This is a genomic window from Roseomonas sp. CCTCC AB2023176 (assembly GCF_042259275.1).
GTDB lineage: Bacteria > Pseudomonadota > Alphaproteobacteria > Acetobacterales > Acetobacteraceae > Roseomonas.
In genome coordinates, this window is the sequence record NZ_CP170086.1 from 454,927 (window position 1) to 474,395 (window position 19,469).

General features: G+C 74.1%; 12 protein-coding genes and 5 pseudogenes. 5 read left to right on the plus strand and 12 right to left on the minus strand.

Annotation, left to right across the window (positions count from 1 at the left end):
- The first annotated feature begins 68 nt into the window (after positions 1-68).
- Both ACE7GA_RS02200 and ACE7GA_RS02205 read left to right on the plus strand, forming a co-directional pair.
- Entirely contained in the window at positions 69-932 is an 864-nt protein-coding gene (locus ACE7GA_RS02200) for a branched-chain amino acid aminotransferase (RefSeq protein WP_376095007.1), read from the plus strand.
- A gap of 79 nt (positions 933-1,011) precedes the next feature.
- Entirely contained in the window at positions 1,012-1,380 is a 369-nt protein-coding gene (locus ACE7GA_RS02205) for a nucleotidyltransferase family protein (protein WP_376100065.1), read from the plus strand.
- Positions 1,381-1,494: 114 nt separating this feature from the next.
- Here the strand turns inward: ACE7GA_RS02205 and ACE7GA_RS02210 are convergent.
- Positions 1,495-2,459, minus strand: a pseudogene (locus tag ACE7GA_RS02210) (PfkB family carbohydrate kinase).
- Here ACE7GA_RS02210 and ACE7GA_RS02215 point away from each other — a divergent pair.
- Positions 2,424-3,242, plus strand: a complete 819-nt coding sequence (locus tag ACE7GA_RS02215) for an RluA family pseudouridine synthase (protein WP_376095010.1) — start codon at positions 2,424-2,426, stop codon at positions 3,240-3,242. The pseudogene ACE7GA_RS02210 and the gene ACE7GA_RS02215 overlap by 36 nt on opposite strands.
- 138 nt (positions 3,243-3,380) lie before the next feature.
- Positions 3,381-5,195: a sensor histidine kinase gene (locus ACE7GA_RS02220; protein WP_376095013.1), complete on the plus strand. Its 1,815-nt coding sequence runs from the start codon at positions 3,381-3,383 to the stop codon at positions 5,193-5,195.
- Between the two features lie 9 nt (positions 5,196-5,204).
- Here the strand turns inward: ACE7GA_RS02220 and pbpC are convergent, their stop codons facing one another.
- Positions 5,205-7,154 carry a penicillin-binding protein 1C gene (pbpC, locus tag ACE7GA_RS02225; protein ID WP_376095016.1) on the minus strand — a complete coding sequence of 650 codons (1,950 nt, stop codon included), beginning with the start codon at positions 7,152-7,154 and terminating at the stop codon, positions 5,205-5,207.
- A gap of 242 nt (positions 7,155-7,396) precedes the next feature.
- Here pbpC and ACE7GA_RS02230 point away from each other — a divergent pair.
- Positions 7,397-7,725, plus strand: a pseudogene (locus ACE7GA_RS02230) (RraA family protein); the annotation flags it as partial.
- Positions 7,726-7,965: 240 nt separating this feature from the next.
- On the opposite strand, the gene ACE7GA_RS02235 reads toward ACE7GA_RS02230, so the two are convergent.
- From ACE7GA_RS02235 to ACE7GA_RS02280, 10 genes and pseudogenes are all read right to left on the minus strand, one after another.
- Complete coding sequence (locus tag ACE7GA_RS02235) at positions 7,966-9,582, minus strand: hypothetical protein (RefSeq protein ID WP_376095019.1); 1,617 nt, start codon at positions 9,580-9,582, stop codon at positions 7,966-7,968.
- Complete coding sequence (locus ACE7GA_RS02240; RefSeq protein WP_376100067.1) at positions 9,573-10,943, minus strand: alpha-2-macroglobulin family protein; 1,371 nt, start codon at positions 10,941-10,943, stop codon at positions 9,573-9,575. The genes ACE7GA_RS02235 and ACE7GA_RS02240 overlap by 10 nt, the downstream gene beginning before the upstream one ends.
- Positions 10,944-10,952: 9 nt before the next feature.
- Positions 10,953-12,706 (minus strand): annotated as a pseudogene (locus ACE7GA_RS02245) (MG2 domain-containing protein); the annotation flags it as partial.
- Complete coding sequence (locus ACE7GA_RS02250) at positions 12,661-13,122, minus strand: hypothetical protein (protein WP_376095022.1); 462 nt, start codon at positions 13,120-13,122, stop codon at positions 12,661-12,663. The gene ACE7GA_RS02250 and the pseudogene ACE7GA_RS02245, both read right to left, overlap by 46 nt.
- Before the next feature lie 125 nt (positions 13,123-13,247).
- Positions 13,248-14,257, minus strand: a pseudogene (locus ACE7GA_RS02255) (cytochrome d ubiquinol oxidase subunit II).
- Between the two features lie 5 nt (positions 14,258-14,262).
- Positions 14,263-15,630 carry a cytochrome ubiquinol oxidase subunit I gene (locus ACE7GA_RS02260; RefSeq protein WP_376095025.1) on the minus strand — a complete coding sequence of 456 codons (1,368 nt, stop codon included), beginning with the start codon at positions 15,628-15,630 and terminating at the stop codon, positions 14,263-14,265.
- Positions 15,630-16,211: a GbsR/MarR family transcriptional regulator gene (locus tag ACE7GA_RS02265; protein WP_376095028.1), complete on the minus strand. Its 582-nt coding sequence runs from the start codon at positions 16,209-16,211 to the stop codon at positions 15,630-15,632. Before ACE7GA_RS02265 ends, ACE7GA_RS02260 begins: the two co-directional genes overlap by 1 nt.
- 67 nt (positions 16,212-16,278) lie before the next feature.
- The gene (locus ACE7GA_RS02270; protein ID WP_376095031.1) at positions 16,279-17,820 is read right to left on the minus strand and encodes an MFS transporter; all 1,542 of its coding nucleotides are present in this window, start codon (positions 17,818-17,820) and stop codon (positions 16,279-16,281) included.
- On the minus strand, positions 17,817-18,695 hold the full coding sequence (locus ACE7GA_RS02275) for an AMP-binding protein (RefSeq protein WP_376095034.1): 879 nt from the start codon (positions 18,693-18,695) through the stop codon (positions 17,817-17,819). The genes ACE7GA_RS02270 and ACE7GA_RS02275 overlap by 4 nt, the downstream gene beginning before the upstream one ends.
- Positions 18,659-19,460 (minus strand): annotated as a pseudogene (locus tag ACE7GA_RS02280) (AMP-binding protein). Before ACE7GA_RS02280 ends, ACE7GA_RS02275 begins: the two are co-directional and overlap by 37 nt.
- Between the last annotated feature and the right edge of the window lie 9 nt (positions 19,461-19,469).

Genomic DNA, 19,469 nt, shown 5'->3' on the forward strand with positions numbered 1-19,469 from the left:
CGGGCCGCGCTTCACCCGGGGCGTCGCCCGTGCGACCTTCGGCGCCTCACCGCGGGGAGGGCGATCGGATGGCCGGCGTGTATTGGCATGACGGGAAATGGTCGCGCGAGGAGCCGAAGGTCCTCGGGCCCATGGACCACGCCTTCTGGCTGGGATCCGTCATCTTCGACGGCGCCCGCGCCATCCGCGGCACCGTTCCCGACCTCGACCGGCACTGCGCCCGATGCGTCCAGTCCGCCCGCAACATGCTGATGGAGCCGACCAAGACCGCGGAGGAGATCGAGGCCCTCTGCATCGAGGGCGTGCGCATGATGGGCCCCGATGCCGAGCTCTACATCCGTCCGCAGTTCTTCGTTCGCCGCGGCCTCGGCGCCGCGCAGCCCGACCCGACGAGCACCGAGTTCATCCTCGCGATCTACGACGCGCCGCTGCCGCCGGCGACGGGCTTCTCCGCGGTCATCGCGCCCTTCCGCCGCCCCGCCGCCGACATGGCGCCGACGGACAGCAAGGCGAGCGCCCTCTACCCCAACTCCGCCCGCGCGACGATGTGGGCGAAGAGCCAGGGCTACGAGATGGCCGTCGTCTGCGACCACGAGGGCAACGTCGCGGAATTCGCCGCCGCCAACATCATGCTCGTGAAGGACGGCGTGGTGGTGACGCCCGCGGCCAACGGCACCTTCCTCGCGGGCATCACGCGGTCCCGCATCATGGACCTGCTGCGCCGTAACGGGCGCGACGTCCGGGAATGCGTCGTCACGCCGGACATGCTGGCGGATGCCGACGAGATCTTCGCGACCGGCAATTTCGGCAAGGTGCAGCCCTGCACGAACTACGCGGGGCGCCACCTGCAGCCGGGACCCGTCGCGTCGGAGGCGCGCCGCCTCTACCTCGACTGGTGCGAGACGGCGCGGATCATCCCGAAGGCCGCCTGATCCGCTTGCAGCGCCTTGCCGCCGCCCCATCCCCGGCGGCGAGGACGCGATGGGCGCGATCAAGGCCATCCCCCAGCGGATGGCCGGGAAGTTGGCGCGCCTGCGCGCCGCCGTCGGGGAGCTGCGCCTGCTGCCCGCCGCGGAGGCCCCGCGCCTCGGCGGCCGCTACCTCCTGTTCGGCTCCGCCGCCCGCGGAGAGATGCGACACGACAGCGACGTGGACATCCTCCTGGACTTCCCGGACGGCGGCACGGACCAAGGGCCGGGACCTTCGCGGAAGAGGCCTGCCCGCAGCTGGGCCCGACGCCCTACATCCGGCCCTTCGCCTGGACCACCGAGCGCTTCCGTGCCCACGTCCTGCCGGAGGCAGCCCGCTGCCATGACGCCGAGCCTGGGACCGCCTGACCCGCCGAGGCAGGCCAGCACGCCAGCCTTCGCCGCTGTATGACGCCTCCTTCAGACGTGCGAGGTTCAGCAGGGCCCGCCGTGCAGGCTGCAACGGCCGGCCGAGCGCCGCCCCGCCCTCCTGGACCGCTGGAAGGCCGATTTCGACCCCTGGCGGCTACCTCTCCCGCCGCCACCGCTTCACCGGCACATCCGTCCCGCCCACCAGCATCGCCTCGACAGCGGCCCGATCCGGCGTCCGCCCGTCCCGTGCCCGCAAGCCGCCTGCCGCCGAAGCGAAGCGCAGCGCCTCCGCCATCCCCATCCGCTCCGCGACCGCCAGCGCGAAGGCGCCGTGGAAGACGTCGCCGGCCCCGGTCGTGTTCGTCGCCTCCACCGGGAAGACGGGCCTCTCGCCCACCGCCTCCATCCCCGGGGTCAGCCAGAGCGTCCCCCGCTCCCCCCGGGTGACCGCGACGAGCCACAGCGGCCCCAGCTCCAGCGCCCGCCGGAGCCCTTCTTCCGGCGGCATGTTCGGGAACATGACGGTCAGCCCGGTCTGGGCGAAGATCGCGTGGTCCGTCAGCGGCACGAGCAGGTTCAGCACCCGTGCCTCGCTCTTCTCCGCGTCGAGGACCGTCGGCACCCCCTCTCCCGCGCCGCGCGGAACGCCGCCTCCGCCCCCTCCGGCCAGCGCGGGTCGCAGAGCAGCGCCCCTGCGCCGTCCAGCACAGACAGGTCCAGTGCGGCGGGGTCGGAGGGCAGTCCCTCCCCGCGGTAGGTCACGATGCTCCGCTCCCCCCGCTTGTCCACGATGACGGCGGAGAGCGGGGTCTTTGCTCCCTCCGCGCGGAGCAGCCCCGAGGCGTCCACCCCCTCCGCCTCCAGTGCCCGACCCAGCTCCTCCCCCGCCTCGTCTCGCCCGACCCGCCCGATGAAGACGGCACGGCCGCCGAGGCGCGCGACCGCAATCGCGGCATGCGCGGCCATGCCGCCCACCGCCGCCTCGTAGCGCCGCGCCGTGACCTTCGAGGGGGCGGGTCGATCTCGTCCACCCGGAAGGTATGGTCCGTCACCACCTGGCCGAGGCACACCACCGTCGCCGTCATGAGATCTCCCCCAACCCGCCCCGCTCGCCGGCATGCCCGCCCGCCCGCCCGCCCGGGTGTCACGCGCCGCGCCGGGTCGGCAAGGCCGGGCGCGCCGGGCCGGCCAAGCCCAGCGGACCCGGACGGCCTGCCCGGGCTGCGCGAGCCCGATTCGCCGCCCTGGCTCGCCGCCCGGATCCTCCTCATCCGGCCCGACGCCATCGTCCTCGACAAGCCCGCCGGCCTGCCGGTCCACCGCGGCCCCCGCGCGACCGAGAGCCTGGAGGACTGGCTGCCCCTCCTCCGCTTCGGGAAGCGTCACCTGCCGCAGCCCGCGCACCGGCTGGATACGGATACGGCGGGCTGCCTTGTCCTCGGCCGTACGAAGCCGGCCCTCGCCGCGCTCGGCGCCCTCTTCGCCGCGGGCCGGGCGGAGAAGACCTATTGGGCGGTTGTCCGCGGCCGCCCTCCGGAACCGGACGGCACGCTCGACGCCCCCTTGCGGAAGGTCAGCACGGCCGCCGGCGGCTGGCGGATGGAGGTGGACCCGTCCGGCCAGCCCGCCCGGACCGCGTGGCGGACGCTCGGCGCCGGCGGCGGCGCGACCTTCCTGGAACTCCGTCCCCGGACAGGCCGGACGCATCAGCTGCGGGTGCACCTGGCGCATCTCGGCTGCCCGATCCTCGGGGACCCCGTCTATGGCGGTCCGGGCCCGGGCGGGCTCCACCTCCTCGCGCGGGCCCTCGTCCTTCCGCTCGACCCGCCGCTCACCGCGGTGGCCCCGGTGCCGGCACCGCTGCTTCCCCGCTTCCGTTCCGCTGGATGGGACGGAACCTGACAAGACGGAGATACGCTCACCACCTTTGACGCGGCCCCGGAAAGACCGTCATCCTGCACCGGCAGGCGTTGCGGCACGTGAATGCGCCTGGGCTTCGCCCTTCCGCATCCTGCCCCCCGCTGCTGCGACGGAATCCGTATGTTGGACGGCCTGACGGCGCCCAAATTCGAGGAAGTCCCGGACCGGCCCGCGGGTGCCGCGATCCCCGTTGCGGACCCGCGCCCACCGTTGGCGGCGGGGCGGCGGCGCTGGGCGCTCGGCACGCGCCTCGCCGCGGCCTACGGCGTCCTCGCGCTCCTCGCCGTCGGGGCGGTGGGGGCCACGGTCTGGTCCGGATCGCGGCTGCTGGCCGAACGGGAGGAGGCGCTCGCGGTCGGGGAGGTCGCGCGTCTCGCGGACCGCGTCGCCGCTGTCCTCGACCGGGCCGAGGAGACCGCCGCGGTCCTCGCCGCATCGCTCCCGACCGATCCCGCCGCCTGCACCGCGGCCCTGGAGGCCGCCTCCGCCGCCCGGCCGGCGCTGGCGGGCCGCACGACCCTCGTCGGCCCCGACCGGCACATCGCCTGCGCCGATTTCCGCGCCCCGCTCGGCGCCCCGCTCGGCGCGACGGTCGCGGCGACCGCCACGCTGGCGACGGCCGAGCGCACGGCCCGGCCGGCCGGCCCGAGCCTCCTCGTGGCGCCGGGCGGCGAGCCGGTGCTGCTCCTCGCCCATCCCGTGCGCCGGGGCAGCCGCTCCCTCGGCGTCCTCCTCACGGAACTGCCCGTCGCAGCGCTGCGCGAGGGGGTCGGCGGCTGGGACGCGGCCACCGCCCGCGGCCTGTGGCTGCTGGAGGCCGGCGGCACCTCGGCGGCCCTGCACGAGGCCGGCGCGCCGGTCCCTGCCTTCGACGCGGACCCGCTGTTCGGGCCGGAGCCGGCGCGGATGTCGCGGATGGTGGTCCGGGCCGCCGAGGGCCTGCTCGTCGGACAGCGGGTGGACGACGACCTCGTGCTCCTCGCGGCCATTCCCCCCGATGCCTTCCGGCCCCCGCTGCCGCCGGAGGTCCTCGCCCCGCCCCTCGCCCTCGCGGCCCTGCTGCTCGCCGGCCTGGCCGCGCTGTTCTGGGCCGTCGGGCGGTTCGTCCTCGGCCCGCTTGAGGCCGCGACGCGGCGGCTGGAGGCGCCGGGCGCGATCCTGCCCGACACGCGGGAGGCCCGCGCGCCGGCTGAGATCGCGCAGCTCATCGAGCGCCTCGGCGCGGCGCGCGCGACCCGGGAGGAGGCGGTACAGCTCCGCGACCTCCTGCTGCGGGAGGTGAACCACCGGATCAAGAACCACCTCGCCCTCGTCGCCTCCTTCCTGCGATTGCAGGAGCGCCGCCTGTCGGACCACGCGGCGCTCCAGGCGCTCCGCACCGCCGAGGGTCGCATGCGATCCATCGCGCTGACCTACGAGCTGCTGCACGAGGGCGCCGACGACCAGGTCGCGCTGGACCGCATGCTCGACCGCACGGCGAAGGCGCTCACCGCGCGCGACGCCGCTGGCGGCCCGGTGATCGAGACGGAGCTGGAGCCGGTCTCCGTCCCCGCCGACGTCGCGGTGAAGGTCGGCCTGGTGGTGAACGAGCTCGCGACCAACTCGCTGAAGCACGCCTTCGTCGGGCAGCCGCCGGGGACCGTCCGGATCACGCTCCGCCAACGCGGCGCCGGCTTCGTCCTGCGCATCTCCGACGACGGGGCGGGCATGCCGCCCGGGGCGCGGCGCAACCTCGGCATGACCGTCGTGGACAACCTGTCCCGGGCGATCGGGGCGGCGGTGGAACGCCTGCCCGGGCCCGGCACCGCGCATCAGCTGACATGGCAGCCCAACGGGGGGCGCCGTCCGCGTGACCCGCGTAAGCCCGCCCCGCGCCGGGTTCGCTTCGGCCCCGCTGATCCCTGGATGTGCGGGCCGGCCCGACAGCCCGCCTGACCAGGCGGCCTACTCGGACCCGCGCACGCGGACCGGCGCGGTGGCCGCGCGGCCTTCCGCGTCCAGGACAGTCACGCGGTAGAAGCCGGGGCCGGGCGGCAGCCAGGCCACGTCCCGGCGGGCCGGCTCGGCGGGCAGGGGCACGCCGTCCACGAGGAAGGTCAGGGGCCGCTGACCGCCGGCGGCACGGAGCGTCATCGCCCCCTCCTCGACCACCGCGTTCGGCGGCGGGAAGAGCAGGCGCAGCCCGTCCGCAGCCCGTTGCGCGCCACCCGCCTCGGCCCGGAACGCGTCGGGGCGCGGCCGCGGGTTCGCCGGCAGCAGCCCGAAGGCCCGGGACAGGACGGGGATGGCGTGGCTCCGCCCCGTCAGGCCGGGAATCGGCGTGCCGTCGGGCCGCCCAACCCAGACGCCCGCGACGTGGCGCGCATCGAAGCCCACCGCCCAGGCGTCGCGCCCGCCCCAGGAAGTGCCGGTCTTCCAGGCCACGCCTTCCGGCCCGCCGCCGGGGAAGGGCTGGGTCAGGATGGCGGCGACGGAGGCGGCCGCGGCCGCCGCGACGACCTGCTCCCCCGCCACGGTGCCCGGCATCGCGCGCACCGGCCCCGCGCGCCCGCCGTCGCCCAGGGCCGCGGTGACGCCCACGAGTTCCCGCAGCGTCACGCCGGCCCCGCCAAGCGCCAGCGGCAGCGCCGCGCCCGCGCCGGGCGGCAGCCGCGGCGTCGCGCCGAGCGCCTTCATGGCGGAGGAGAAGCGCAGCGGCCCCACCGCCTCCATCAACGCGACCGCCGGCAGGTTCAGCGATTGCCGCAGCGCCGAGGCCGCCGTCACACGCCCCGAGAAGCCGCGCGCGAAGTTCTCCGGCGCGTAGTCGCCGAAGCGGCGCGGCATGTCCTCCAGCACCGTGCCGGGCGTGACGAGCCCGCGCTCGAAGGCCATGGCGTAGAGCAGCGGCTTCAGCGCCGATCCCGGCGAGCGCACGGCGCGCGTCAGGTCCAGCGCGCCGGCCCGGCCCTCCGCCATCCATTCCCCTCCGACGAGGGCGCGGATTTCCCGCGTGCGGAGGTCGGCGATGACGATGGCGACCGACGCGCGGCCCGGCAGGCCCGCCAGGACCTCCCGCGCCAGCGCCTCGGTCCCGCGCTGGAGCGTGGCGTCGAGCGACGTCCGCACCACGCCCTCGCCCGCGGCCCGCGCGGCCTGTCGCGACAGGTGCGGCGAGAGGTTCGGCATGGGGTGGCGCGCGCTCGGCGCGCCTTCGGCCGTCGCGGCCTCCCGCTCGCTCGCGGGCAGGGCGGGCGCGCCGCGCACCCGCAGAAGCTTGTCGCGCGCCTCGATCGCCGCCACGGGGTGACGGTCCGGGCGCAGCGCCTCCGGACGGCGGGGGATGGCGACGAGCAGCGCGGCTTCGGCGACGCCCAGCCGCTCCACCGGACGCCCCAACCAGGCGAGCGAGCCGGCCCGCACGCCCTCCAGATTGCCGCCCTGGGGCGCGAGGGTGAGCCAGATCCGCAGCACCCCTTCCTTGCCGTAGCGCCATTCCAACTGCATCGCGCGGAAGGCCTCGATGGCCTTGCTGCGCAGCGTGCGGGGACGCGGTTCCAGCAGCCGTGCGGCCTGCATCGAAACCGTCGAGCCGCCGGAGACGACGCGGCCGGCGCGTACCCACTGTGCGGCGGCGCGGGCGAGCGCGACGGGGTCCACGCCGGGATGCCAGCGGAAGCGCCGGTCCTCCGCCGCGATCAGCAGGTCGAGCAGGTGCGGCGGGACGTCCGACGCGCGGACCGGCAGGCGCCAGATGCCGCCCGGCGCGGGCAGGGCGGCGAGCGTCCGCCCGTCCCGGTCCACGACGACCTGTCCCGTCGTCTCCAACCGGGACAGGTCGGGGGGCAGGAGCCGGTCGGCCACGAGGAACGCCGCGCCGACGGCGATGACGCCGGATGCGGCCACCAAGGCCACGCGCCGCGCGGTCCGGGGGAGTCGCGCCCGCCCCCGTTCCGCGCGACCCTTCGCGGCGGGCGTCACGCCGCGCCCCAACGAAGGAGGACCCGCCCATGCTGCACGACCCGCCGGCCCTGACGATCCACCGCGGCCACCGCCGCCCCGATCCCGCGCTGGTCGAACGCTTCCGGGGCGCGCAGACCTCGCACCTCGCCGATGCCATGGATGGCCGCGGCGCGATGGACTGGCAGATCAAGCCGATGGACCCCGCCATTGCCGCCTTCGTGGGACCCGCGCTGACCTGCTTCGCTTACCCGGCTGACAATGTCGGCGTGCTCGGCGCCATGGGCGAGGCACGCGCGGGCGACGTGATCGTCGCGGCCAACGACGCCTACCGCGGCACGGCGCTGGTCGGGGACATCGTGGCGGGGCTGATGCGCAACCGGGGTGTTGCCGCCTTCGTCACCGACGGCCTCGCGCGGGACCGAGCGGGCATCGTGAATCTTGCCTGCCGGTCTTCGCCGCGGGCATCAACCCGAACTCGCCCGCCGCGACCGGGCCGGGCACGGTCGGCGCGCCGGTCACCTGCGGCGGCGTGCCCGTGCGCAGCGGCGACATCGTGGTGGGCGACGCAGACGGCGTGGTCGTCATCCCGCTGGACCGGGCGGAGCACGTGCTCGCGCGTCTCGACGAGATCTCGCGCGGCCGAGGCGCGCGCCATCGCGAACGTCGCGGCCGGCGCGACGGAGAACGACAAGATCCGCCGCCTTATCGCTGGCGCGACGGTCGTCGCCGCGCCGGCCTGACCGCCGCGCCGCCATCGCGCGGCCTATTGCACCGGCGCGATGGTGATCCGCCCCGTGTTCTGCCGCGCGTAGATGTTCGGGCGGTACATGTCCCTGACCTCCGCGCCCGGCAGTTCGAACCGTCCCGCCGTCACCGCGCGCACCCGCACGGCGTAGCGCGCGACGGGGCTGCCCGGCGTCAGCGTCACCGCCGCCGCGAAGCGATCGTCGAGCGCGGGGAAGGATTCCGCCTCCGACAGCGTGCCGAGGAAAGGCGCGGCGGGCACGTCTCCCTCGCCGAAGCGGCCGACGATCTCCCAGCCCGCGGGCAGGCCCTGCTGGACCATCGCGCGGTGCGTCTCGTTCGTCTCCGCCCGAGCCTCGACCCAGAGGATAAAGACCTGGTTCTGCCGGAGCTGGTCGAGGTTCACCGCCTCACCCTGCATCGTCAGGAAGCGGCGGGAGATGCGCATCCCCTCGCGCCCGGCCGGCGGCGCCTGGACCGGCAGGCCGATGATGGAGACGGCCTGGGGCAGCGCGCCCTCGCCGTTGTTCCGTACGTCCACCGGCGGGCTGATCCGCTGCGACACGACCGGCGCCGGGGCCGCGGCCGAGCCGCCGACGGAGACCCGCACCGGCCGCCCGTCCCGCCCCAGCGCCGCCGCCGTGGCGACGGCCCAGGCCGCTTCCTGGGTGGAGGCGGTGTTCGGGTTGAACTCCGGCCCCGGCAGGCGTCCGACCACCTCGTTCAGGCGGTTCGGCAGCACGCCGCTTTCCTTCAGCAGCAGGGCGATCGCCAGGTTGTCCCGGATGGGGGAGCCGTAGTCCTGGTACCAGAAGCGCCGCGGCGGCATGGACAGCGCCGCGTTGAACGATGCCTCCGCCCGTTCCCGGTCGCCCATGCGCGCGAAGGCCGCGCCGAGTTGCGCGCGCGACAGCGGCGTCGGCAGGTCGTTCAGCACCTCGTAGAGCCGCCGCGCCGCGCCGGGGTTCGGACGGCCCGCCATGGCCAGCACGTGGAGGCGATAGGCCTGGACGGCGCGGTCATAGGGCTCGTCGATCCCGCTCTCCTCCACCCCGTCGCGGATGCTCTGGAGCAGCGCGTTCATCGGGCCTTCGGGCACCGTCGCCCCGGCCGTGCGGGCGCGCAGCAGCGCCTCCGCGCCGTAGGAGGTGACGAAGCGATCGGCATCTCCCTGAGACGACCACAGGCCGAGCGATCCGTCGTAGCGCTGCTTGTCCAGCAATTGCCGGATGTAGCTGTCGAGCCGCGCGTCCCGTTCCTCCTCGTACGGGAAGGCCGAGAGCGCCATGATCCGCGACGACGCCTGTTCGGAGCACGCGAAGGCGAAGTCCACGGCCGCACGCATCAGCGCCGCGGGGTCGTAGCGCACCGGCTGTCCCCACGTCGCGCGCACCGTCACCGTGCCGGCGTAGTAGGCCTGCAGGTTCGGTGCGATCCGCGCGGTCTGCCCGGCCGGGATGGAGGACAGAACGACCTCCCGCCCCGCAGGCCGCGGCGATCGGATGGTGATCCGGCTCTCCTGCGTCGCGGAGTAGCCGCCGGGGCCGGTGATCGCGAGGCGCACCACGCCCTCCCCCGCACCGGTCGCGCGCAGCCCCGAGGCGCCGAGCGTGCGCTGGCCCTGGTTCAGGTCCACGACGACGTTGGGGTCGGTGACCGCCAGCGGACCCTCGACCGTGACGGTGGCGGGACCTTGCCCGAGGGCTGGTCGAGGTTGTGCAGCAGCACCGGCAGCCGCGCCTCGTCGCCGGGTGAGAGGAAACGCGGCAGCAGCGCCTCGGCCACGATGGGGTCGCGCACCGTCATGGCGCGGGCCGCCGAGCCGACGCGTTCGCCGGACCAGGCGACGGCCATCAGCCGCACCTCGCCGTTGAACTCGGGGAAGTCGAGCGGGATGCTCGCCCGCCCATCCGGGCCCACCGCGACCACGCCGGAAAACAGCGCCACGATCCGCTGCGGCGGCTGCACGCCGGAGGTGTCGAGGTCGTCGTCGCCACCCTGGCGCAGCGTCGCCGCCTCGCCCTCCGGCGGCACGATCAGGCGGCCGTAATCGTCGCGGATGTCGGTGCCGAGCGCCCGCCGTCCGGTGAAATGGGCCAGCGGGTCGGGGTTCTGGAATCGCGTGATCCGCAGGATGCCCTCATCCACTGCCGCAAGGGTCAGGTAGGCCGCGCCGTTCGTATTGGCGACGCGCACCGGCACGGTCACCCGGCCGCGCGGGCGGACCAGCGTATCGCCCTCGATCGCGACGTCGAGCGTCCGCGCCGCGGGGTCCAGCGACACCCAGGCCAGGCCGAGCGCGCGGCGCGGGCCCGTGTTGGCGGCGTCAGGTGCCTCGCCCGGCTTGAAGACGGTGACGGCGATCCAGGCGCCGGGGCCCCAGGCCGGGTCAGCGGGAACGTCCACCGTCGTGCCGCCCGCCGGCACCTCCACGTCCCGCGTGGCGATGAGGCGGTCGGTCAGGATCGCGACGCTCGCCCGCCCGGCGAAGGGCGGGGCAATGCGGATGCGCGCCGTCTCGCCGGCCGCGTAGGCGCGGCGGTCGGCGGAAACGTCCACCTTGTCCGGCACCTCCGCCGACTCCGACCCGACCCAGCCCGCGCGCACGCGGATCGAGGCGGTGCCAAGCCCGCCGGCCTGCGTCGCGACGATGCGGTAGCGGCCGAAGCCCAGGTTGCGCGCGAAGCGGGCCGGGCGGCCCGGCGCGACCTGGACGTCCTGCGTCTCCACGACCTCGTCGCGCCAGACCGTCTCGTAGCGGACGGCGCCGTACTGCGTCGTCATGCGCCAGGTCGGGCGTTCCCGCACCAGCCGCACCTGCACGCGGCCCGCGCGCGCCTCGCCGTTCGGGGAGACGATGGCGATGTCCACCGCCGCCTCGCCGTTCTCGTTCACCGAGCCGTCGCCGAAGCCGGGCCGGATGGCGACGTAGTCGGACGTCCCGCGAACCGGCAGGGTCGTGTTGGCCTTCGTCGCCCGCCCGCCCGGCTCCGCCATGGACAGGTCCACGCGCGCGCGCAGCGGCCGCGTGGCATCCGGCACGCGGGGCAGGTTCAGCGTCAGCGTCCCGCGGCCCTGCGCGTCGGTCTCGCCGACCTGGAAGGTCTCCAGGCCGCCGTCGAAGGCGTCCTCCGCATTGCCGAAGCGCCAGCCGCGCCACTGCTCGAAGGGCTCGGGATCGACCGACACCGGAGTTCCGCCTCACCCGTCAGCCCGGCGCCGGGCGCGCCGTAGAGGAAGCGCGCCTCCACCGGGAGAGTCAGCGGCGTGCCGGCGACCAGCGGCCCCGGCGCGTCGCCGATCTTCACCTCCAGCCGTTCCGGCACGAAGGCATCGACCTGGAAGGCCTGGGTCGCGATCGGCGGACGGTTGGGGTCGGTATAGGTCTCGATGGACCAGCCGCCGACCGGCGCGCCGGCGCTGAGCCGCGGTGCCCAGAGCACGGCGCCGTCCGGCCCCCGTTCCGGCACCGCTTCCTCCGCCACCTGGCCATTGGGGCGCTTGAGGCGCAGGCGGATGGGAATGTCGCGTTCCAGCGGCCGCCCCGTCGCGTCGCGCAGCAGGGCGGAGAAGCGGACCTGCTCGCCGGGGCGGTAGATGCCGCGGTCGAGCCAGGTGAAGGCGTCCACCGGCCCCGGATAGGCCCGGCCCGTGACGCCGCGATCGGACAGGTCGAACGCCGCCGATTCCAGGTTCAACGCGACAAGGTCTTCGCCGAGCTGCGCGTGGACCGCGACCGGCGCGACGGCGCCCTCCCCGCGCAGCAGCGCGCCGGGGAAGCGGACGAGTCCGTCGGCGCCGGTTTCGCCCTCCCCAAGGATCTCATTGCTGCGCGCCATCAGCGCGACCCGCACGCCCGCACGCGCCTGCGCGGCGCCAAGGGAGCGGGCCTGCACCGCCAGCCCGTCCCCGCTGCGCCAAGCCGTAAGGCCGATATCCGTGACGATCAGAGGCAGGCCGGAGGATTCGCCGGATCCGCGGCGGCGCTCCCCGCCCTCGGGCGCGCGCACGACGAGGACATAAGCCCCGGGTGGGCCGTTCACCACGACCTCGGGCAGGGTGATGACGCTGCGCTGCATCCGGTTGCGCTGGAAGGCCGGGACGGTCATCCGCCCTTCCCAGACGAGCCGCCCGCGCGTTTCCGTCAGGTCATCCGTCTCGTAGGAGGACACCGGTTCCCCGAAACGGAAGGCATCGCCATAGCGCTGCGACGAAATCAGGCTGCGCTCGGCGATGCGGATGATCCGCACCTCCAGCTCCTGTAGGTTGATCGTGCCGACGCCGACGCGGCGCGGCCCGCCGCGCGGCAGGATGAAGGACCGCGCGTCGAAGGCGATGCGCGCCTGCCGGTCCGGCATGTTTACGGTGACCGGGATGTCGGCACGGACGTTGATCCCGTCTTCTCCCGGCAGGCCCGCGCGGATGGTCAGCCGTGTCGTGCGGCCCCAGGGCAGGCCGAGGACGCAGAGTTCGTCCTCTTCGCGCGTCACTGCCAAGTCGGGGATGGGCGGGTCGGCACGGACCCAGTCCTCCGGCTGCCAGTCGCGCCGGCGCGCGGGCGCCGAGGTGAAGGACAGGCAGGCGCGCGCCGGGTCCGTCTCGGCCTCCGTCCGCACGCGACGGAGCAGCATCCCGCCCTGGCGCCGGGCATCGGCCAGTTGCGCCCGCACCGCCGCATCGTCGGGCGCGCGCTCGGCGACGGCTTCCAGCACCGTCACGACCTGCGGCCAGCGCTCGAGACGCCGCAGCGCATCGGCCATGATCTGGAGGAGGGGATCTCCGGCGGGCCGGAGGGCACCATGTTGAAGGCCTGCTGCGCCGCATTCAGCGCCCTCGTCGGATCGGCGGGGATGCGGGCCATGGCGGCGCGGGCAAGCGCCATCCACTGCTCCGCCTTGGCGTCGGGCATGCCGAGACGCCGTTCCCAGGCCTCGATCGCCGCGTTCCAGTCCCGCCGCTGTTCGGCCTGGGCCGCCTGCTGTTCCGCCGCCTGGCGCTGCTGCGGCGTAGCGCCGCCGGGAAAGCGCCGTACCAGTCCATCGGCGTAACGCTGCGACTGCGTCGACAGACCCGGCAATTCGAAGGCCGACTGGGCCTGGACGGGGGGTGCGAGGAACGGCGGGGTCGCCGCGGCGATTGAGAGTGCGAGCACGCGCGCGAGCAGGCCGAGGCGCATGGCAGTTCTTCCCCACATATTCGGGAAGGATGCCATGGCCTCGCGCGGGACGCATGCCCCCGGATTGTCGCGTCCGCCGCGTCGCGACGATCACGCGCGCGTCAGCGCCCGCACCCCTCGCCGCGTCAGTAGTATTGCAGCGCCCGAGCCTTGCCGCGGAACACCCGCCAGACGAAGGCCGTGTAGAGCAGGATCATCGGCAGCACCCCGACCGCCCCGAACAGGATGATCCGCAGGGACTCCGGGGCGCTCGCCGCCTCGAAGATCGTCAGCCGGTCCGGCACGACATAGGGCCAGAAGGAATAGGCGAGGCCCTGGAAGCACAGGACGAAGATGCCGACAGTCGCCGCGAAGGGCACCCAGTCCAGCCGGTGGTCGGCCCGCGGCAGGTGCCGAAGTGACAGGTAGAGGACAACGAACAGCGTCGCCGTCGCGACGGGAATGGGTGCGAGGCCGAGGAGCTGCGGCAGGGCAAACCACTTCTCGAAGATGCGCGGCGAGACGAAGGGCGTCGCGACCGAAACGACGGCCACCCCCGCGGCCGTGGCCAAGAGCGCGCCACGCGCCCAGCCGACGGCGCGGCGGTGCAGGTCCTCCTCCCCCGCCAGACGAGCCAGGTCGCGCCGAGCAGCGTGTAGCCCGCGGCGACGAAGAACCCGCAGGCGAAGGCGAAGGCCAGCGCCGCCCAGCCCTGCTCGAAGCCGAGGATGTAGGCGCCGAGCATCCAGCCCTGCGCGAAGGCGGCAGCGAGGGACCCGACCTGGAAGGCGACGTCCCACGCCGGCTTTTGCTGCTCCGGCGCCTTCGCGCGGAACTCGAACGCCACGCCCCGCAGGATCAGGCCCGCCAGCATCACCAGCACGGGGATGTAGAGGGCCGTCAGGATCAGCCCATGCGCCTTCGGGAAGGCGACGAGCAGCAGCCCGACCCCTAGCACCAGCCAGGTCTCGTTCGCGTCCCAGAACGGGCCGATGGACGCGACCATGCGGTCGCGCATCGCCTCCTCGCCGGTCCGGCGCAGCAGGATGCCGACGCCGAGGTCGAAGCCGTCGAGGATGGCATAGGCCAGCATGGCGAAGGCCATGAGGCCCGCGAAGGTGATCGGCAGCCAGGCGCCGGGGGGGAGCATGTCCATGTCGGTCACTCCGCTGCGGTCATGGCAGCGGCCGGCAGCGGCCGCAGCGGATCGTTCTGGCCCAGCTCCTCCGGCTCCGGCGACCGGGGGCGGCGGGCCAGGTGGAACAGCGTGTAGACGTAGGCCGCCAGCAGCAGGGAGTAGAGGACGAGGTAGGTCGCGAGCGATGCGCCGATGGTCGTCGCCGCGACCGGCCCCGCGGCCTCCCCGGTGCGGAGGATCCCCGTGACCAGCCAGGGCTGCCGCCCGATCTCCGTCACGTACCAGCCCGCGAGCGTCGCGATCCACCCGGAGAAGGTCATGCCGACGAGTGCCCAGCCCAGCGGCCGGTTGATCCCGCCCCGCCGCCAGATCCGCCAAGCCGCGACCCAGGACACCAGCAGCATCAGCATGCCCATCCCCACCATGACGCGGAAGGCGAAGAACACCGGCGCCACCGGCGGGTGCTGGCCGGCGAACTCGTTGAGCCCGCGCACCTCGCCATCCCAATCATGCGTCAGGATGAGGCTGGCGAGGTTCGGGATCTCGATGGAATAGCGGTTTTCCCGTGCCGCCTCGTCGGGGATGGCGAAGAGGCGCAGGCCCGCGCCACGCTCCGTCTCCCAGATGCCCTCCATTGCCGCGACCTTCGCGGGCTGGTGCTCCTTCGTGTTGAGGCCGTGCAGGTCGCCGACGAGGATCTGCACGGGGATGAGCACGGCCCCGAGCACGACACCCGTGCGCAGTGCCCGCATCACCCCGCCCGACGTATCGCCCCGCATCCAGCGCCAGGCCGACATCCCCGCCAGCAGGAAAGCGACCGTCAGCCCCGAGGCGATGAGCATGTGCGTGAGCCGATAGGGCATGGACGGGTTGAAGATGATCGCCAGCCAGTCCGTCGCATGCGCCACGCCGTCCCGCATCTCGTAGCCCGCCGGCGTGTGCATCCAGGAATTGAGGACGAGGATCCAGAAGGCCGACATCGTCGTCCCGAAGGCGACGAGGAACGTCGCGAGCGTATGCGCCCAGTTCGGCACGCGCCGGAACCCGAAGAGCATGACCGCAAGGAAGGTCGCCTCCAGGAAGAACGCGGTCAGCACCTCATAGGCAAGCAACGGGCCCGCGATGTTGCCCACGCGCTCCATGAAGCCCGGCCAGTTCGTGCCGAACTGGAAGGACATCGTCACGCCGGAGACGACGCCGAGCGCGAAGGACAGCGCGAAGACCTTCACCCAGAAACGGTAGGCGTCCATCCACGCCTCGTCGCGCGTGGCATTGAACCGAACCTTGAAGAACAGCAGCGCCCAGCCCAGCGCGATGGTGATGGTCGGAAAGAGGATGTGGAAGGAGATGTTCGCGGCGAACTGGATCCGCGCGAGGACGACGGGGTCCATCAATCCTGGTCCTTGCCCTTGCGGCGGCCCTTGCCGCCGACGATGACGGAGAGGCGGTCTTTCGCCTCCAGCAGCTTCACGACGCCGGCGCCGAGGCGCAGCAGCGCGACGACCCGTTCATCCGGCAGGCGCTGGACCTCGTCCGCCCACCCGGTCAGCAATTCGATGACCTCGGTCAGCGCGCGCAGGCGCTCCTGCGCATGGCGCTCGGCCTCGTCGCCCGGCTTCTGCATCAGCAGGTCGCGGAGGACGGAAAGGGTCGGGTCCACCTCCCGTTTCCGCCGCTCCTCCGCCAGCGTGCGGACGATGGCCCAGGGGTCCTCCAGCGCCGCGAAGTGCTCGCGCCGGTCGTCCGGCAGGTGCATGCGACGGATCAGCCGCCAGTTGTCCAGTTCCCGCAGCCCGATCGAGACGTTGGACCGGGCGACGCCGAGCGCCTCCACGATCTCCTCCGCGTTCATCGGCTTCTCCGCCACGAAGAGCAGGGCATAGATCTGGCCGACGGTGCGGTTGATACCCCAGCGGCTGCCCATCTCGCCGAAGTGCAGGACGAAGGCCTGGGTGAGGGGCGGGAGGTTCATGCACCCCAGATATTTCTGAAATTACTGAAATGCAAGATGCCCCGGAAGGCCGCCCGTCAGGTCCCGGTCAGCCTCCCCTTGCCCGGTGTCCCGAAGCGCGGGCCCCCGCATCCAACGGCAGCCGCCGCGCCATCGGCGCCGCAATCAGCGGCGGGATCGCCGCGCCCAGGAAGGCGATGGAGAAGTCCAGCGGCGTCGGCGCCCCGTGCCCCAGCAGCGCCGTGGACACCGAGAGCCAGGCCGCCCCCCAGGTCACGCCGAGCGCCATGGAGAGTTGCTGCCCCGTTGCGATGATCGACGTCGCGGCCGAGAGCTTCGTCGTGGGCACGTCCGTGTAGGACAGGGCGTTGAGCGAGGTGAACTGCAGGCTCCGCGCCAGGCCGCCCGTGGCGAGCACGAGGAACACGGCCCAGAGCGGCCAGTCCGGCGTGAACAGGGCGCAGGCCCCGAGCGTCAGGGCGACGACGACGGAGTTCCAGGTCAGCACGTCGCGGAACCCGAAGGTCCGCAGCGCGACGGAGGTCATCGGCTTCATCGCGAAGGCGCCGAGGGCCGTCGCAAGCGTCACCATCCCCGCGGTCGTCGCCGAGGCGCCGAAGCCCAGCTGCAACGAGAGCGGGATGAGGAAGGGTGCGGCGCCCGCCCCCATGCGGAACAGCGTCCCGGCATAGAGCGGGATGGAGAAGGCCGGCATGGCGAGCAGCGACAGGTCGAGCACCGGGTTCGTCGCGCGCCGCGCGTGCCGCAGCGCCAGCCAGCCCAGGACCAGCCCGAGCGCGAAGCCGAAAATGGTGAGGAACTGCGGCACGAGGTGCCGCCCCACCGTCTCGATCCCGAACATCAGGGATGCCAGCGAAGTGCCGATCAGGGTGATCCCGATCAGGTCGAGGCGCGGCGGCCGCCGTTCCTCATCGCGGGGGATGAACGCCGCGACGAGCGCGATGCCGATCGCCGCCACCGGCAGGTTGATCCAGAACACCGCCCGCCAGGACAGGGTGTCCGTCAGAACGCCGCCGAGCGGCGGCCCGAGGATCGGTCCCAGCAGCCCGGGCATGGTGAGCCAGGTCGTCGCGCCGACGATCTCCTCCGGCTTCACGCGCCGCAGCAGCAGGATGCGCGCGACCGGCACCATCATCGCGCCACCGACGCCCTGAAGGACGCGCGCCGCGATCAGTTCGCCCAGTCCGCCTGCCAGCCCGCACAGCGCCGAGGCCGCGGCGAAGACCGCGATGGCCGCCATGAAGACGCGCTTCGCCCCGAACCGGTCCGCGACCCAGCCGGAGACCGGGATGAAGACGGTGAGGGCCACGAGGTAGGAGGTGATGGCCGCCGAGAGATGAACCGGATCCGACCCGAGGTCCCGCGCCATCGCCGGCAGCGCCGTCGCGATCACGCTGGAATCCAGGTTCGACATGATGAGGGCGGAAGCGACGATCATCGCCGTCACGCGCGGGTCGTCGCGCCGCCACCCGCGGGACGGCGGCGGCACCACCGCCTCGGAGATCGAGGGCAGCTCGGCGTCGCCGGTCACGCGCGGCAGGTCGGGGACGGGCGGCTCGTCGCGCGTGCCCCGGCGCGGGCCCTGGCGCGGGGCATCGTCGGGCGTCATGCCGGCACCGCCGCTTCGGCGAGGAGCCGGTCGGCCACATCCCTCAGGTCCCGGCGCCGCAGCTTCGCGCCGTTCGGCCCTTCCGCAACCGGCAGGGCGTCCATCGGGGCGATGAGGGCGGGGCGCTTGTGACGGGGCAGGCTGGCCTCGGCCGCCGCGCGCAGGGCCGCCGCATCGCCGCCCCGAACGAAGGCCACGGCCCGGGTCCCGCCGGCCGCGCCGATCACGACCGCGGCCTCGACGCCGTCCACGGCCTCCAGCACCGCCTCGATCTCCGCGGGCTGGACGAGGAAGCCGGACAGCCGCAGCGCGTCGTCGCGACGCCCGAGGAAGGCGAAGCCTGCCTCCCCCACCATACCGAGGTCGGACGACCGGAACACGGCGTCCCGCCTCGCCCCCTCCGTCGCTGCGGGGTCACCGAGATACCCGGTGAACAGCGACGGGCCCGCGAAGCACAGCCTCCCGTCCGCATCCGCCGTGACGGAGGCTGCGGGGGACACGGGCATCCCGCCCGGCGTGAACCGTTGCGCTTCCCCGGCCACTGCGTAGATCGCCTGGACCTCCGACGACCCGTAGAGCGCCCGGGGCCGGAGTCCCGCCGCCTCCGCCCGCCGCGCGACCGGCTCGGCCCCGGGATGGAAGGACGCGAAGCCGGTAAAGCGCACGTCGCCGAACGGCGCCGGCCCCGCCGCGTCCAGCACCCGCGCCAGCAGGTCGTCGCCCGTCACCCAATGCGTCACGCCGCGCTCCCGGAGCGTCGCGGCCAAGGCAGCGGGATCCGGCCGCGCCGGCGCCAGCACCGCAGCACCCCCGGCCAGCGCCGCCGCCATCGCCAGCGTCATCCCGAACGTCCCGCAGAGCGGCACCGGCACCATCGCGACGCCCCCTCGGCCAACCCCAACGCCGCCGCGACGTCGCGGGCATGCGCCGCGACCGAACGCTGGCGGTGGAGGACGAGCTTCGGCAGCCCGGTCGTGCCGCTCGTGGTGAAGGTCAGGCAGGCCGCGTCGGGATCGGCGTCGTCCGCCACCCGCTCGGGCGTGGCGTCCAGGTCGGACCAGCGGATGATCGGCACGCCCACGACCTGGTCAGGCGCTCCCTCCCCCGCCCCGATCACGGCCCCGACCGGCGCGCGCAGGTCGGCCAGCGCTGCCGCCAGGGTCTCAGCGAAATCCACCCCGAAGCCCCAGGCCGCCGCCACGGCGACCGGCCGCGCCCGCCCCAGCAGGGCCGCCAGCTCCGCCGCCGACGCCCGCGTCGAGAGGTGCACCGCGCAGGCCCCGAGCCGCGCCAGGGCGAAGGCCAGGACCGGATAGGCGGCCGTTCGGCAGCCAGACCGCGACCCGGTCCCCCGGCCCGACCCCGAGCGCCGCCAGCCCGCCCGCGACCCGGCGAGACGCGGCAGCCAGGCCGGCATACGACAAGGCCGTCCCGTCCTCCCCCAGCAAGGCCGGTGCCTCGGGGCGGCGTGCGGCCGATCCCTCCAGCAGTGCGGTCAAGGTCAAGGCATCGCCGGTCACCAAGGCCCTCCTCCAGCCACCATGGACGAGCCCCCGCCCCCCGACCACCCCGCGGCATGCGGCCGTCGCACCCGTCCCCCGCATGACGGAAGCCTTGCGAAGGGCCACCCCCTTCAGCATGTTCCCGCG